The organism is Macrococcus bovicus (assembly GCF_030376725.1).
Taxonomy (GTDB): Bacteria; Bacillota; Bacilli; order Staphylococcales; family Staphylococcaceae; genus Macrococcus; species Macrococcus bovicus.
In genome coordinates, this window is sequence record NZ_CP128470.1 from 774,504 (window position 1) to 789,214 (window position 14,711).

The following is a 14,711-nucleotide window of genomic DNA, read 5'->3' on the forward strand; positions in this document are numbered from 1 at the left end:
AGGGAGGTTACACAATTGTCTACACAAGCTAAAAGAGGTTTTGGTGCAACAATTAAGGAATATTTAACGACTGTTGACCATAAAAAAATCGCGATTCTTTACTTGATTATGGGTGGTCTGTTCTTCGCAATGGGTGGTCTCGAAGCGATGTTCATCCGTATCCAGCTCGCTGTACCTGAAAATGATTTCTTATCAGCGGGTCTCTATAACCAAGTACTGACCATGCACGGTACTACGATGATTTTCCTGGCAGCGATGCCGCTGTTATTCGCATTTATGAATGCAGTTGTGCCATTACAGATCGGCGCACGTGACGTCGCGTTCCCATTCTTAAACGCACTTGGTTTCTGGTTATTCTTCTTCGGAGGAATCTTCCTGAACTTATCATGGATCCTAGGCGGGGCACCTGATGCCGGTTGGACGTCTTATGCATCATTATCACTTGCTTCAACAGGTCACGGCATTGACTTCTACGCACTTGGACTTCAGATTTCCGGTGCAGGTACATTAATTGCCGGTATCAACTTCCTAGTCACAATCATCAATATGCGTGCACCTGGTATGACATACATGCGTATGCCGTTAATGACATGGACAACATTCGTTGCTTCAGCATTAATCGTCTTCGCATTCCCACCACTGACTATCGGTTTATTCTTACTCATCTTTGATAGAATGTTCGGTACTGGATTCTTTATCGTCTCTCAAGGTGGTAATACGATCATCTGGGAACATTTATTCTGGATCTTCGGTCACCCGGAAGTATATATCTTAGTCTTACCAGCGTTCGGTATCTTCTCTGAAATCATCCCGACATTCTCAAGAAAACGTCTGTTCGGTTATTCAGCGATGGTATTCGCAACAGTATTAATCGGTTTCTTAGGCTTCATGGTATGGGCTCACCATATGTTCACAGTCGGTCTTGGACCAACAGCGAACGCGATCTTCGCGATTGCGACAATGGCGATTGCCGTACCAACAGGTATTAAAATCTTCAACTGGTTACTGACTATCTGGGGTGGTAGTATTGAATTTACAACACCGATGCTTTATTCTTTAGCCTTCATTCCATCATTCGTTATGGGTGGTGTGACAGGGGTTATGCAGGCATCAGCACCAGCTGACTATCAGTACCATGATTCTTATTTCATCGTTGCGCATTTCCACTACGTCATCGTCGGCGGGGTTGTCTTCGCATTACTTGCAGCACTTCATTTCTACTGGCCGCTGATGTTCGGTAAGATCTTAAGTGAAAAATTAGGTAAGATTGCATTCTGGATCTTCTTCTTCGGTTTCCACTTAACATTCTTTATCCAGCATTTCCTTGGTTTAATGGGTATGCCGCGTCGTATCGCGACTTACTTACCAGGTCAAGGCTATGACACTTTCAACTTAGTATCTACAATCGGTGCTTTACTCATGGCTGTAGCGGTTATTATTACAGTGATCAACGTCATCTTGACGACTGCTAAAGCTCCTAAAGTGGGACGCGATGCATGGGGCGATGGACGTACGCTTGAGTGGTCTTTACCACAGCCTGTTCCATTCTATAACTTTGCTCAGACGCCACTTGTACGCGGCTTAGATGCATTCTGGTTAGAAAAAACGAAAGGCAATGGCGAAATTTTACCAGCTGAATCTTTAGGTGATGTTCATATGCCTAACAATTCAATTCTGCCATTCATCCAATCTTTAGGTTTGTTCGTCGCAGCATTCGGTGCTCTCTACTTTGCAGATGGTAAAGAATGGGCGATCGATGCTGTGAAAGATTTACCTGTTCAAGCTTGGTCACCATTTGTTCTTGGATTAGGTCTCCTGATTACTGTAGGTGCTATGATGGCACGTTCACTGAAAGATGACCATGGTTACCACATCACTAAAGAAGAGTTGATTGAGTACGAAAGAGGTGTGAAATAATGGCACATGTTGAAGAAAAAATGACAGTTGAAAGATGGCCAAGTCACCCTGAGACTGCATCACTTGAAGGTAAAAACAAGTTAACCGGCTTCTGGATTTTCCTGGGCGGTGAGACAGCGCTCTTTGCTTCATTATTTGCAACTTACTTAGCACTTAAAGATCATGTGCCAAGTGAAGAGCACTTAAAAGCAGAACAGTTATTCCATTTACCGCTGGCATTTGTCATGACGATGTTACTTTTAACATCATCACTCACAAGTGTCTATGCGATGTACCACATGAAAAATTATGATTTCAAGAAAATGCTTACTTGGATTGTGGTCACTATCTTACTTGGCCTGTGTTTCTTGGGGCTTGAGATTTACGAGTTTACAGAGTATGTCCATCAAGGTCATACCTTCCGCTCAAGCGCATTTGGTAGTGCATTCTACTTCCTGGTAGGAACGCACGGACTTCACGTTTTAATCGGTCTTGGCTGGGCAACCCTGCTTGTCATCCGTAACATGAAGCGTGGATTATCAGTCTACAATGCAGCGAAGTTCAATACTTTCTCGTTATACTGGCACTTTATTGACGTAGTCTGGGTATTCATCTTTACAGTAGTTTACTTGTTAGGGGTGTTAGGATAATATGGCTAAAACGAATGAACATTACGTATCAGAACATGTTAAAGTGAGAGAAGTAGGCGCTGTAGAAACACATGAAGTTCATCAAGCTCACGCACCACGTTTCAACCGTGCGAGATTTGACTATGATCGTCGTAATCGTACATTAGAGATGAGACAACAGGTGACGACGTTTGCAGTGATGATCTTCCTGACATTCATCGCCTTCGGTATGGTCGCAGCAGGATTAGATAAGGCAGTGGTTTTACCGCTCCTAATCCTGCTGGCATTCGTACAGGTTATTCTGCAGTTCTTCTACTTCATGCATATGAGTCATGACGGTCACGGTGTAGCGAAGATTTTTATGTTATCAGGTATCTTCCTGGCCTTATCGTTTGTTGTGATGGCACTCTACCTGGCTTGGTTAGGTGACCCACTTAAATAATGAAGACACCACTGACGCAGTTCAGTGGTGTTTTTTTTAAAAAGACATAAAACGTTCGTTATTGTAAGGTCCGTCCTTTTCCATTGTATTTTATAATTAAACTAAGATTATATTTTTGGAGTGATTATATGCATAGTCTCAGTTCGGTCTCTATATTTGGTTTCTTTGCGAACTGGAGTCCGTTTTATATCGTCACACTTCTGTTTGTGACGGCTGTCTATTTTTTATCAGTGACCAAGTGGCGGCATGAGATTCCGGGTAACCGACCGTTGAAAAGAAGAGAAGTCATCCTCTTCATTATCAGCATGATCCTCATCTACATTGTAAAGGGCAGTCCGATTGATTTACTCAGTCACATTATTTTCAGCTTCCATATGCTGCAGATGGCTGTACTCTATCTGATGATTGTGCCGATGCTGTTCTTTGCGGTACCTAGCTATCTGATTGATTACATCGTTTCACGTCCTTATATAAAGCCTGTGTTTGATGTGGTATCGCGTCCTGTCTTTGCCATCATTGTCTTCAATGGACTGTTCAGTATCTACCATCTGCCGGTTGTACTCGACTTCCTGAAACAGAGTGCGACATTACATTCACTGTTCACGGTCCTGCTCTCTGTCGCTGCATTTAATATGTGGTATCCGGTATTCAACCGCACTGAGCTGCCCCGTAAACAGCTGACAGGTCTGATGAAGCTTGTTTATATCTTTATGATCGGGGTGCTTCTGACGCCGAGCTGTGGACTGATTATCTTCTCCCAGCACCCGATGTACCGCACCTATACCGATCCGAAAGCCTGGCTTGGGGCGATGGCGCTCTGTGTTCCGCAAGGTACGCTGGATAGCGTCATGAGTGCCACTAATATATCTGGTCCGCAGTACTTCACGAATATGTCGTCACTTGAAGATCAGCAGACGGGTGGCGTCATCATGAAAGTGCTGCAGGAGGTCTTCTTCGGCTTTATGCTGTTCTATGTCTTCTTTAACTGGCGTTGGTCAGAGGGCAGGAATGAGGAAGAGACGACACAGCGCAGCCTGGAAGCTCGTCAGAGAGAACAAGCTTACTTTAATCAATTCAGATAGGAGAATAACATGAATTTACCGATCTTACCGACTATCAGTACATCCTTTATTGTTATCAGTGCGATCCTTGTCGCTATCGGCTGGTATAAAATTGCGAAGAGAGACTTGGAAGGCCATAAGAAAGTGATGCTCGCAGCTGGGGCGAGTGCGCTGACGTTCTTTATCATCTACGTCTCTCGTACCTTATTCATCGGCAATACCTCTTTTGGCGGACCGGACAGTATTAAACTGTATTACACGATATTCCTGGTCTTCCATATCACACTCGCTACAACAGGCGGTGTGCTGGGCCTGATCATGATTGTGTCAGGACTGAAGGACAGATTGAATATCCATAGAAAACTAGGTCCGACGACTTCCATCATCTGGTTTTTTACAGCTATCACCGGCGTAGCGGTTTATTTACTGCTTTATGTATTTTATAAGGGCGGCGAGACCACGTCAGTATTCAAGGCAATCCTAGGTATTTAAGCATCAGCAGCGGATTATCCGCTGCTTTTTTCATTAAAAAACACACTTACTGATGTAAGTGTGTTGTCAGATTTTGAAGTTCATCTTGATGGCACCCGATTCAATGAAGGTCACGATGATCAGAAGGATGATCGGGCCGATAAAGAAGCCGATAAAGCCCATCAGTTTCAAGCCGATGTACATGGAAATCAAGGTGGCAAGCGGACTCAGTCCGACACCGTTACCCATAATCTTCGGTTCCAGTACTTTGCGCTGCACGAGCAGGAAGACTGAAAGAAGCGCGAGCTTGATGGCTGTTACATTGTCGCCTGTAATCAGCTCATACAGCGTCCACGGAATGGTGATGCCGGTAGCGCCGATAATGGGCAGTAAGTCGACGATACAGATGATCAGGCTGAGGATGAGCGCATTTTCCGGCACGATAAATAACAGACCGATAAATGTGAAGACCCAGGTGATAAATGATAAGATGACGGCCGCTCTGAGCATGCCAAAGACAGAGGTAGAGACCTTCTGCCAGATCAGCAGACCCCGCGAGTAGGTTTTTTCATATGTATGCTTGCGTATCAGCTGCTTCATGCGCGGGACTTCCAGCATAAAGAGGAACAGAGCAACCAGGAACACCAGACCGGAAATAATCAGCTCAGGCAGCATGGAGACAAAATTGGTGATGTTCTGGACGCTGAAATAGTCAGCGATACCATCACGCATAGAAAGAAGGAACTTCTGCACTTCATCATTGAGTGAGGCGGTTACGCTTGACGGGAGCAGCTGGTTCAGTTTCACTTCGACACTCGACCAGGCCGCGATCAAGGTGTCTGCTTTAGCCGGCAGATTCCTGGCGAAATCGAATAAGGCTTCAATCACTTTCGTCAGTATCAGGTAAAGCAGCACTAATAAAATGAGCAGAATACCTGAATAGAGGGCTGTCACACTCCATTTACGACTGCCGAATTTGAACTCCAGCTTTCTGACAGCGGGTTCCAGCACTAAGGCAAGTATCAGTGCGCTGACAATCGGAATTGATATGGGTAAGATGAAATAAAAGAATAAAACGGTGAGAACAATAAAGACCGCTAAGGTCACATTCTTTTTAGTTAAAAGTCGCTTGAACACATTCTGGCCTCCTCATGGCTATTAAAAAAGACGCGGCATATGCCCACGTCTTAAGCAAGGATTTCTCTGAGATCGTTACTGATACTGATGATTGTACGTTTGCAATGTTCAACCACTGCTGGCGGAAAATATTCATCCTCACCATATTCGATACCGGTTGGATAATAGTGCTTACCTAAGTACGGATCCATCATCTGTAGTTTAGCGTTACGAGCGCCTACATCACCTTCAACGGCGTAACCTGGAATGCGAAGGTAGTAAACACCTTCTTCAATCTGATATTTCAAGTCGTATGTGACACGTTCGTAATCCCAGTGGCCACCCAGATTAAGGCCATGTTTATTCATGACGTGCTGAATCACATTCTGATCAGCTACGATGTTTTCAATACCTGAATTGTCGAATACCATTTCATTTACCTCCCTCAATATGCTCAACTCTAATTTTATGACAAAAAGAGGATTGTTGCAATCAGTTATTTATTCAAGTGCAAATAATGTATAATATGAAAAAACAGACGGAGAAGCTGATGAAGACTATAATATTTAAAATGCTGTTAGTTCTAATAGCGCTACTAGGACTCTTTCTGCTGTTCTATGCTCTCGGAGATTTTAATCGCCTGGAGGAAACCAAGCAGAATGATCAGCCAGAAGAAAGACCGAGGAATGCAGCGCTCACTGAGGGGCCGGGGACCTACATCGGAGAATCAATTGACAGCTGGACAGCAGTCCATGGTTATCCGGACCGCATCTATCAGGCTGATAATAAATATCAGCACTACATCTATCACGACAAGAACGCATTTTATGATGTCCGGGTAAGAGAGAATCAAATCGGCATGATCTATGCGACAGGTCCGGAAGCTGATATTGAACCGTTCACTGTAAACCAGCAGGCATCAGACATTTTCAGAGGTACTTCTATCGACACTGAACCGAGCGTGACGTCTGAGGACGGGGATTATCATTTTGAGTTGACTGAAGTTGACCTTAAGACACAGCTGCTTATTCAGTATGATGATGTCTATACTCAGGTCTATATCGACCGAGAGACAGGCAAAGTGATGGCCGCAAGATTTATGTCGGCGCCGCTGCTCGTTCAGATGCTGCCCTATACGGCTCACTTGAACGGTCAGCCTATAGAGCGTACAATGAGGATAGAGCAATCTATTCTGCAGGAACAGAATGCTCAGCAGACATTGATCGAAATAATCAATATGATGCGTGCAAATTACGAAATACATCCGCTGCGCAAGATAGAGAACAATGAGTCTCTGTGTCAGCAGGAGAACAGTACGACAGCTTATGACTCAGCTGAAGCAGTTAATCAGTGGCTGAATGGGCATGAGCGTGGAATGATGCTTAACAATCACTACGACAGCATTGTAGCCTCAGTGAGTGATTGTTACGGTGTCCGCTATATCAAGAATTAAATGGGGTATGAGGATGATTTATGATGACCAGCTGTTCACTGTGCTGGACCGGGCAGATGAACTGAACAGCATGATTCTGACAAGTGAATGCTACAATCAATATAGACTAGACCAGCTGGCTTTAGAACAGAACACAGAAGTCGCGGCCATGAAGACGAACTTACTCAAACTGAAGGAACGATACGACGAAGTGATGCGGTTCGGCCGCTATCATCCGGATTATATGGAGACATTACTCACGACAAGAAGAGCGAAGAAGGCGTATGACCTTCATCCTGTCGTCGCAGCCGCGAAGAGAAGCGAGGTGGCCCTTCAGACCTTACTCGATGAAGTCCTTGTCATTATTGCCGGTGCTGTTTCCGAAGAAGTGAAAGTAGAAAGCGGGAATCCATTTTTTACTACTGACCACAGTTGCAGCGGCGGCTGCTCCTGTTCAGCATAAGAGGTGCGGATGTGGGTAACAAGAAAGAACGTAAACTGAGAAAAGACTGGCAGAAACGCTATACTTTTTTTGAGCAGCCAGTAGAACAGGTCTACCGTACAGGTTTTATGACTTCCTTTTATTTCAGGCAATATGCACGATTCATCTATCGTTTACCCGCCCGGAAAAAAGTGCTGGCTATCGGCTGTTTCAATGGTGTCCTGCTGAGTACAATCGACCGCGAGACGGCGATAAAAGGTTATTATATCGATCAGGCGCCAAAGGATATGGAACAGGCCATCCATCTTTATCCGCACTTTTCCTATAAGCAACTGAAGCGTACACGCATCCCCTATAAAGACAAGAAATTTGATGTGATCTACGTCAGTATTCCGTTTCATCTCTTCTATGAGCCGGAAATCCTTATAGCGGAGCTGATCCGTACCGGCCATTCTTTTGTTCTGTTTGATATCAGGCGTCATGACTGGCTTCCTATGCTGGTGGATGCCGGACTGTTACCGACTGTAACGATTGAGCGGGCCCTTAAATATTATCATATCGAACTGTAGAAAATGGTTGTCTATTATCAGAATATTTGATAAAGTATAGTTATTCTAAAAAGAGGTGCTTAACCATGAAGAATCCAATGACGCAACTGAATAGCTGGCAGCTGTCATAGGACTTATATCCGTCATAGATATAAGTCATCTATGACGGTCTCTTCAGGTTTTAATTTACTGAGGCCGTGTCGCGTACATCGGCTTCTTTTTTTCGGCCGATGTCTGCACATCGGCCGTTTTTTTTAGGAAAAAAATAAAAGGAGGCAATAATATGGAAACACGTGCATCATGGAATTCTAAATTAGGTTTTATATTAGCAAGTGCTGGGTCAGCGATAGGGCTGGGTGCCATATGGAAGTTTCCCTATGTGATGGCTGCCAATGGGGGCGGCGCATTTTTAACGGTCTTTATTGTTTTTACGCTGTTGATTGGACTGCCGCTTCTTTTATCCGAGTTTGTGATCGGCCGACATGCACAGACGAACAGTACGAATGCCTTCAGTAAAATGACAGGTCGGAAAATGTTTGACGGCATCGGTCATCTCGGCAATATCGGTGTCTTTCTGCTCCTCAGCTTTTATAGTGTCATCGGTGGCTGGATCATCATTTATTTTGTGCGTACGCTCTATTCACTGCTTACAGGCAGTCATCACGCACAATATGATGAGCTCTTTGGCATGCTGATCAGCCACCCGCTATACGCTTTGGCCGGTCAGTTCATCTTTATCGCCCTGACTGCGCTGATTGTCGCTGCCGGGGTCGAGAAGGGGATAGAACGCGCATCAAAAGTCATGATGCCGCTGCTCTTTATCTTCTTTATGGTCATCATTATCCGTTCTGTCACCCTTGACGGAAGCATGGCAGGGATCGTGTATTTCCTGAAGCCTGATTTTCATGCACTGAACAGGGACAGTATCCTATTCGCATTAGGCCAGTCCTTCTTTTCACTGTCAGTAGGGTTTGGCGGCATGCTGACCTATGCTTCTTATTTAAAGAAAGAGACTGATCTCGTCCAGTCCGGTCTGTCTATCGTCGGCCTTAATATTTTAGTGACTATACTTGCAGGGCTCGCCATATTTCCGGCGACGACAGCGCTTCATATCGACAACGCGGAAGGGCCGGGGCTTCTGTTCGTCGTTCTGCCCTATGTCTTTGATCAACTGGCATTCGGCCAGCTGTTCTATCTGATCTTTCTGCTGCTCTTTCTGTTTGCGACAATCACGTCATCGATCAATCTGATGGAAATCAATGTCGCAAATATGATCAAAGGAAATGATGCCAGACGCGGGCGGGCTGTTATCCTGCTGACTATCTTGCTGTTTGTTGTAGGCGTCCCTTCTGCCTTATCCTTCGGCGTCCTTGGGGATGTAAAGTTTTTAGCAGGTACATTTTTTGATAATATGGATTATCTCGTATCCAATATCATGCTGCCGATAGGTGCCCTTGCTTTCTCCTTGTTCTCAGGTTATGTAATGGACAGACGCATTGCTGAAGAAGAACTCGTAATAGGCGCGCGCTACCAAGGGCTGTTTAAGATTTGGGTCATGCTGCTGAAGTATCTCATTCCAGTCATTATCATACTAGTTATGGGGTCCTTGTTATTTAAGTAAGGAGGTTATGGGCGATAAACAGGAAATATCGCTCGTAACTGGAGAGTAAGGAGAGAAAACAGTGAGTTATGAGCGATAAACGAGGAATATCGCTCGTATCTGAAGAATAAGGACAAAAAACAGTGAGTTATGAGCGATAAACAGTAAATATCGCTCGTAACTGAAGAATAAGGATAAAAAACCGCGAGTTATGAGCGATAAACAGGAAATATCGCGCGTAACTCGTAGTAAAAGGGCCACCCACGTGGCCCCTTTTTATTTCTTATTAATAGTCAGTCCGATGCGCACCAGATTCCAGACAAGTGAAGTATAGGTTCTATAGACAACGAATCGCTCGTTCCATTCAGGATTATATTTCTGTTTATATTTCCGCAAGCCCTGGAAACTGTACAAGTTATTAAAATGATTGAAGACATGTCCCGCGACGCGTTCACGCGCATAGCCATAACGATTCTGACCGACGTTAGATAATGTGGCCATTCCCATATTGAAGTAGTCATAGCCTTGCTCTTTTGAATACAGCAGCATATTTAAGTACAGGGCATCCATGGCGGGAATATCGAGATCCGGCAGCCAGCGTATTAAATCAACTGACAAGGTGCTGTTATAATTTGTCGGCATGAGTGTAGAGAATGCAACGATGCGTTGATTCGCGTCTTTTAAGACAGCTATAGGTGCCTGCTCGAGATAATGTCTGGTAAATGATCCGACAGAAAACTGCATCTCCTGTTTGCCGTTTAACCACGCATCGCTCACTGTCTTCAGTTCATCAATCAATTCATCATCAAAAGGTGCTTCTACAATCGAGAAGAGATACCCCTCTTTTTCAAGTTTGTTCAGCGTGGCGCGAAAGGCACGCTGTTTTTTACCGCTGACGGTAAAGTCCTGCAGCGGAATCAGGGCTTCTTCGCCGATCTTGAAGAAATGATTGCCGAAGCCGTGGTAGAGCGGTAAATATTTTGACTGCACCTGATAAAAGATGACGTCACTGCCGAGGAAAAAGGCCTTGTCGTAGAAGTCCATCAGGAGCTGTTCGAAGTGCTCGCGGTTACCGACCGGATCGCCCATGACGATGAGCGCATTCTTCGTCTTATGGAACATCAGGAAGGCATCGCGTGCCTCATTCAAGAAAAATGATTTATCACCCGTGAAAGCCAGGTGACTGACGTAGCTGCCTTCGATGTCAATGATTGATTTCAGTTCTTCCTCAGTGACAGTATCCGCCAGCAGATGACGATATTTTCTCGAGTAATAATAAGTGATCAGTGCACTGACAACGGCGAATATCAGGACTGTCCCCCACATCAGTGCACCGAGCAGCTGATCATCGAAATGAGTGGCTTTATGAGGATAAATCTCCAGCATATCGATGGTCACCCAGTGATTGACGGCTAGCATCAGCAGAATCAGCGCTGTGCTGATGATCATTTTGAGCGGGGTCAGGCTGCGCTTAATCATGGTTGTCTTACGATATCTAAATATCAGGAGCAGCAGGATGGTCGTCAACCAGACGTAGGAGACGATCGTCCCGTACGAGAGAAAAGTCGTGACCAGCAGCATGGCGGTCGATAGGATACTGAGCATGGTCGCACGCTTTGTGCCGTGCATGACGCCGTTTGCGCTGATCAGAAGCGTCAGACTGGCAGCGACGTGGAAGATGATGATGACTGAGTAATAAGTGTAACGTTTCTCAGCTATCGCATCATAGACAATCAGAAAATAATTGAAGTAGTAGACAAGACTGGTGATGATGGTCAGCAGCGCGACAATCAACCCGGAAAACTGATAAGGTGAGGATTTCTGCAGTGCGCGGATAAAGGAGCCGGTCATTGCCGCTGAACTCAACAGCTTATTATCCTCGATATAAGTCTTGGCGCTCTCTTTGTATTCAAAGACTGACAACAGCAGCGCGACAAGAAGCGGAAAGAAATAGTAGACGGTGCGGTAGAGCAGTAACGCAAGGAGCGCTTTCTCCTCGCTGACGCCCAGTGTGCCGAGCCCTGTTAACATCACCAGGTCAAAGGCACCTAAGCCACCTGGAATCATGCTGATGATACCGGACAGTGACGCTATGATGAAAAGGCCTGCTACCGCCGGCAACGCCACCGCTATATTTAATTCATGCAGAATGAAATAGAAGAGGACAATCGCTGCCAGCCAGTCAATGATGGAAACGAGTGTGAAATTGACGCCGAGTAACCGCTGCTCCTTGCTGATCGGCTTGATGATGGTAAAGATGAGATAAGCAGGCGCATAGATACAGGCAAAAAGAACAATCCAGTTGCCATACGGGACTGCTTTAATATCAATCAGTCCATAAGCGATATAGCACAGGACGCTGAGACCGCTGATGGTGGATAATAACAGCAGACTGATGGCCCGCTTGAGCGGCGCATGAGCAGGTGCTTTAGGCTCGTACTGAAATATGCGGAGACCAGCGCCAAATAAGCCGCCGAGGCCCAGAATATTGTTAAATGCATTCGTTATAAAACTGACCGGCAATAAGTGACGGAGAGAGATATTCACATTTAACTGGCGCGTCAGCACATAATCATAGAGAGAGAGCGACAGAACAGCGGTCAGACCTGCAGCGATGATCAGGATAAAGTTGAGGGTCGGCAGCTGGCGGAACAGGTGAATGGTTTCTTTGAAGTTGACCTGGGACAGTTCACGCGTCAGGATGACCATCGCTGCTGTAAAGAATATCAGAATCAAACTGGTTTTCAAATAAGATAAAGTACGGGAGTTCATCATACACCTTCTTTTTTAAAGATACAGAGACGTCCTGGCGACTCATAGCTTTTCCTGAACCGTCTTTTAGACATTTTCATGATCTGTCTGCGGGACGGCAGGAGAGCCGGCAAGAGGATAGGCCCGATCTTCATCCAGAGCGGGTCGATATAGTAATAATAGTTGCGGTCATAACCGATAAGCAGAGTGATATGGATGTTGCTGACCCAGTGTTTCTTGCCATCTGAGGTATGGAAGATACGCTCAAGAGCAGTAAATCCAAGATGCGTGTGATAGATGAGAACCGGCTGATTGTGATCGAGCAGTTTTTCCAGTTCAGGGAGAGTAGCGCCTGTGCCATCCACTATACGGGCATCAAACTGCTTTAAATAAGGGACAAATGCGGACGGAAAAATGGTCTGATGACTGTTCAGACTGATGAAGGAAGGATGACCGACATAGCCTTTCTCTGGATTAGAGTCATGTTTCGGCCAGTATTTCATCAGTTTCTCAGGCGCGACCGCCCCGCCAAGCAGCATGCTTGCCGCCACACCTTCACATCCCATGATCATCGGTTTCGGATACCACTGACTCTGGGGTCTGACCGGGATAAGTTTCATTTGATGCGCCTCACTTTATAATATAGTAGATTTGTTAATAAATGGCAAATGATTAAAAAATCGTGCAGATGATCTGCACGATTTTCCTTATTTACGATAACGTTCTTTGATTAAGTGGTAAGCCAGGTCCGGCCGGTCAGTGACGATGGTATGAGCACCTTTCTGAAGGAGGTCATCCATCTCGTCGATACTGTTGATGACCCAGTAGCCGACCGCAATATTATGGCTGGCAAGGAAGCTCATCCAGCGGGCTGAATCCAGGCGGATGCCGCGGAATGACACCGGTATCTGGAATGTATCGGCTTCGGGCTGATAGAGATGACCATAGCCGCTCGTGTATAACGCATATGCTTTTCTGACTTCGTTGACGCCGGCGCCTGTAGCAACGGCTTGATTAAGTGACTTAAAACGTGCTGTCTGCTCATCATGGAAGCTTGTCACCAGGACGCGGTCTGCGGCACCCAGTCGTGTAATCAGCTGGTTCAGAAGTTCCGGTGCCTTAGCGCCTGCCACGGTCTCCGGCCGGTCTTTGATGTCAATATTGATGCGTTTATCCGGGAACTTTGTGATCAGTTCTTCCAGTGTGACGATACGCGCATCTTTGCCTCTGAATGGATAATCTCCATTGATATCCTTGAAATAGTAGCCGAAATCAAGTTGCTGCAGTTCGCTGAGTGTCTGGTCAGCGATAAGACCAGTCCCGTTGGAGACGCGGTCGACATAAGCATCATGGAAGACCACAATCACGTCATCCTTTGTCACGCGGATATCAATTTCAAAGCCATCCACTTCAAGACGTGCCGCTTCGTTAAATGCGGGCATTGTACTTTCCGGTGCCAGTTTCATCCCGCCGCGGTGCGCGAAGATGTAGGGTGCCCGGCCTGTGAAGTAAGGGCGGATGGCACGTTTTTCATTTTTAGCGAGCTGCTTTGAAACAGCAATACTTGTCCCGTAGGCAGCGAGGAGCATGGCGCCTGTTTTCACTGTTTTATTCATATAGTTGCCTCCAGTCATTTTGATACATTTTATTTTACCAAATAACATGATACTATAAAAGAAACTGTAATAATGAGGTTGAACGATGACTTTAACGCCTAGAACAAATTTAATTATTTATATGAAGAGCAGCAAGAATGAGCGCCAGCTGAGAAAATATGGCCATATCGCTTATTTCAACCGCAGGGATAAATGGTTGTCGCTCTATATCGATACAGACAGAGTCGATGAAGTACTCGAGCAGCTCTCCCGTCTGAAATATGTGCTGAAGGTGGAAATCTCGCCCTATCAGACACTGGAAACAGACTACGAATCCTTATAGAGGCGGCAGCTGCCTCTGCAGTCTTAGGACACCGATCAGATAATTGTAGAACAGCGCCCGTTCATGGAAATGGTGCATCGCTTTAGTCTCAAACTCCAGGAAAGGTAAGTGGTAGTCCTCAGCCCAGCTTCTGATGAGATCAAAACGCTTGTTGGATGCCGGATAAGGATAGGGAATGGATTCAAATGTAGCATAAATGCCCTGGAAATGGCCCTGGGTGGTCGGCTTCATGATAACGAGGATGCTCGTCATCGGTGTCTCTTCAAGTGTGGTGTGCAGAGCGACGACACTTCTGATGCGGTCGTGATTATAACGGATCAGCTCCTCGAATTCAAAGAAATCGCTGAGGCCAGGCCCCAGTTCGATAAATGATTGTGACATAATT

Annotated in this window: 16 protein-coding genes; 10 read left to right on the forward strand and 6 right to left on the reverse strand. The window is 45.6% G+C overall.

Annotated elements, in window-relative coordinates; all coding sequences use genetic code 11:
• The first annotated feature begins 15 nt into the window (after window positions 1-15).
• From ctaD to QSV55_RS04425, 5 genes are all read left to right on the forward strand, one after another.
• Window positions 16-1,917, forward strand: coding sequence for a cytochrome c oxidase subunit I (ctaD, locus tag QSV55_RS04405; protein ID WP_133451191.1), 1,902 nt, complete (start codon window positions 16-18; stop codon window positions 1,915-1,917).
• The gene (locus tag QSV55_RS04410) at window positions 1,917-2,546 is read left to right on the forward strand and encodes a cytochrome c oxidase subunit 3 (protein ID WP_289650853.1); all 630 of its coding nucleotides are present in this window, start codon (window positions 1,917-1,919) and stop codon (window positions 2,544-2,546) included. The genes ctaD and QSV55_RS04410 overlap by 1 nt, the downstream gene beginning before the upstream one ends.
• A 1-nt stretch (window position 2,547) precedes the next feature.
• Window positions 2,548-2,967 carry a cytochrome C oxidase subunit IV family protein gene (locus QSV55_RS04415; protein WP_289650854.1) on the forward strand — a complete coding sequence of 140 codons (420 nt, stop codon included), beginning with the start codon at window positions 2,548-2,550 and terminating at the stop codon, window positions 2,965-2,967.
• Between the two features lie 128 nt (window positions 2,968-3,095).
• On the forward strand, window positions 3,096-4,049 hold the full coding sequence (gene ctaG / locus QSV55_RS04420; RefSeq protein ID WP_133451194.1) for a cytochrome c oxidase assembly factor CtaG: 954 nt from the start codon (window positions 3,096-3,098) through the stop codon (window positions 4,047-4,049).
• A 9-nt stretch (window positions 4,050-4,058) separates the two neighbouring features.
• On the forward strand, window positions 4,059-4,520 hold the full coding sequence (locus QSV55_RS04425; protein ID WP_289650855.1) for a DUF420 domain-containing protein: 462 nt from the start codon (window positions 4,059-4,061) through the stop codon (window positions 4,518-4,520).
• Between the two features lie 66 nt (window positions 4,521-4,586).
• Here QSV55_RS04425 and ytvI read toward each other — a convergent pair whose 3' ends face one another.
• Together ytvI and QSV55_RS04435 are read right to left on the reverse strand one after the other, a co-directional pair.
• Window positions 4,587-5,636 (reverse strand): sporulation integral membrane protein YtvI, encoded by a 1,050-nt coding sequence (gene ytvI, locus QSV55_RS04430; protein ID WP_289650856.1) that lies wholly within the window; start codon window positions 5,634-5,636, stop codon window positions 4,587-4,589.
• A gap of 50 nt (window positions 5,637-5,686) precedes the next feature.
• The gene (locus tag QSV55_RS04435; protein ID WP_133451200.1) at window positions 5,687-6,046 is read right to left on the reverse strand and encodes a YugN family protein; all 360 of its coding nucleotides are present in this window, start codon (window positions 6,044-6,046) and stop codon (window positions 5,687-5,689) included.
• Between the two features lie 119 nt (window positions 6,047-6,165).
• On the opposite strand from QSV55_RS04435, the gene QSV55_RS04440 reads away from it, so the two are divergent.
• The 4 genes from QSV55_RS04440 to QSV55_RS04455 all read left to right on the forward strand — a co-directional run bounded on the left by QSV55_RS04440 (window position 6,166) and on the right by QSV55_RS04455 (window position 9,658).
• Complete coding sequence (locus QSV55_RS04440; RefSeq protein WP_289650857.1) at window positions 6,166-7,068, forward strand: CAP-associated domain-containing protein; 903 nt, start codon at window positions 6,166-6,168, stop codon at window positions 7,066-7,068.
• Between the two features lie 13 nt (window positions 7,069-7,081).
• Window positions 7,082-7,510, forward strand: a complete 429-nt coding sequence (locus QSV55_RS04445; protein WP_289650858.1) for a YlbF/YmcA family competence regulator — start codon at window positions 7,082-7,084, stop codon at window positions 7,508-7,510.
• Between the two features lie 11 nt (window positions 7,511-7,521).
• On the forward strand, window positions 7,522-8,058 hold the full coding sequence (locus QSV55_RS04450; protein WP_133451202.1) for a methyltransferase domain-containing protein: 537 nt from the start codon (window positions 7,522-7,524) through the stop codon (window positions 8,056-8,058).
• A 262-nt stretch (window positions 8,059-8,320) separates the two neighbouring features.
• Complete coding sequence (locus QSV55_RS04455; RefSeq protein ID WP_289650859.1) at window positions 8,321-9,658, forward strand: sodium-dependent transporter; 1,338 nt, start codon at window positions 8,321-8,323, stop codon at window positions 9,656-9,658.
• 255 nt (window positions 9,659-9,913) lie between these two features.
• Here the strand turns inward: QSV55_RS04455 and mprF are convergent, their stop codons facing one another.
• The 3 genes from mprF to QSV55_RS04470 all read right to left on the reverse strand — a co-directional run bounded on the left by mprF (window position 9,914) and on the right by QSV55_RS04470 (window position 14,004).
• Complete coding sequence (mprF, locus tag QSV55_RS04460; protein WP_289650860.1) at window positions 9,914-12,409, reverse strand: bifunctional lysylphosphatidylglycerol flippase/synthetase MprF; 2,496 nt, start codon at window positions 12,407-12,409, stop codon at window positions 9,914-9,916.
• A complete protein-coding gene (locus QSV55_RS04465; protein WP_289650861.1) occupies window positions 12,409-13,008 on the reverse strand; it encodes a C39 family peptidase in 600 nt (199 codons plus the stop codon). The genes mprF and QSV55_RS04465 overlap by 1 nt, the downstream gene beginning before the upstream one ends.
• Window positions 13,009-13,095: 87 nt before the next feature.
• On the reverse strand, window positions 13,096-14,004 hold the full coding sequence (locus QSV55_RS04470; RefSeq protein ID WP_289650862.1) for a glycerophosphodiester phosphodiesterase: 909 nt from the start codon (window positions 14,002-14,004) through the stop codon (window positions 13,096-13,098).
• A gap of 85 nt (window positions 14,005-14,089) precedes the next feature.
• Here QSV55_RS04470 and QSV55_RS04475 point away from each other — a divergent pair, with 85 nt between their 5' ends.
• Window positions 14,090-14,326 carry a YlbG family protein gene (locus QSV55_RS04475; RefSeq protein ID WP_289650863.1) on the forward strand — a complete coding sequence of 79 codons (237 nt, stop codon included), beginning with the start codon at window positions 14,090-14,092 and terminating at the stop codon, window positions 14,324-14,326.
• Here the strand turns inward: QSV55_RS04475 and QSV55_RS04480 are convergent.
• Window positions 14,321-14,707, reverse strand: a complete 387-nt coding sequence (locus QSV55_RS04480) for a DUF7147 family protein (protein ID WP_133451208.1) — start codon at window positions 14,705-14,707, stop codon at window positions 14,321-14,323. The two genes, QSV55_RS04475 and QSV55_RS04480, sit on opposite strands and share 6 nt — an antisense overlap.
• Between the last annotated feature and the right edge of the window lie 4 nt (window positions 14,708-14,711).

Bases quoted from the DNA above. Each gene is read 5' to 3' on its own strand.
- QSV55_RS04470 (WP_289650862.1), bottom strand. From the start codon at position 14,004: ATGAATAAAACAGTGAAAACAGGCGCCATGCTCCTCGCTGCCTACGGG.
- QSV55_RS04465 (WP_289650861.1), bottom strand. From the start codon at position 13,008: ATGAAACTTATCCCGGTCAGACCCCAGAGTCAGTGGTATCCGAAACCG.
- QSV55_RS04435 (WP_133451200.1), bottom strand. From the start codon at position 6,046: ATGGTATTCGACAATTCAGGTATTGAAAACATCGTAGCTGATCAGAAT.
- QSV55_RS04425 (WP_289650855.1), top strand. From the start codon at position 4,059: ATGAATTTACCGATCTTACCGACTATCAGTACATCCTTTATTGTTATC.
- QSV55_RS04480 (WP_133451208.1), bottom strand. From the start codon at position 14,707: ATGTCACAATCATTTATCGAACTGGGGCCTGGCCTCAGCGATTTCTTT.
- mprF (WP_289650860.1), bottom strand. From the start codon at position 12,409: ATGAACTCCCGTACTTTATCTTATTTGAAAACCAGTTTGATTCTGATA.
- ctaG (WP_133451194.1), top strand. From the start codon at position 3,096: ATGCATAGTCTCAGTTCGGTCTCTATATTTGGTTTCTTTGCGAACTGG.
- QSV55_RS04410 (WP_289650853.1), top strand. From the start codon at position 1,917: ATGGCACATGTTGAAGAAAAAATGACAGTTGAAAGATGGCCAAGTCAC.
- QSV55_RS04445 (WP_289650858.1), top strand. From the start codon at position 7,082: ATGATTTATGATGACCAGCTGTTCACTGTGCTGGACCGGGCAGATGAA.
- QSV55_RS04455 (WP_289650859.1), top strand. From the start codon at position 8,321: ATGGAAACACGTGCATCATGGAATTCTAAATTAGGTTTTATATTAGCA.
- QSV55_RS04415 (WP_289650854.1), top strand. From the start codon at position 2,548: ATGGCTAAAACGAATGAACATTACGTATCAGAACATGTTAAAGTGAGA.
- QSV55_RS04440 (WP_289650857.1), top strand. From the start codon at position 6,166: ATGAAGACTATAATATTTAAAATGCTGTTAGTTCTAATAGCGCTACTA.
- QSV55_RS04475 (WP_289650863.1), top strand. From the start codon at position 14,090: ATGACTTTAACGCCTAGAACAAATTTAATTATTTATATGAAGAGCAGC.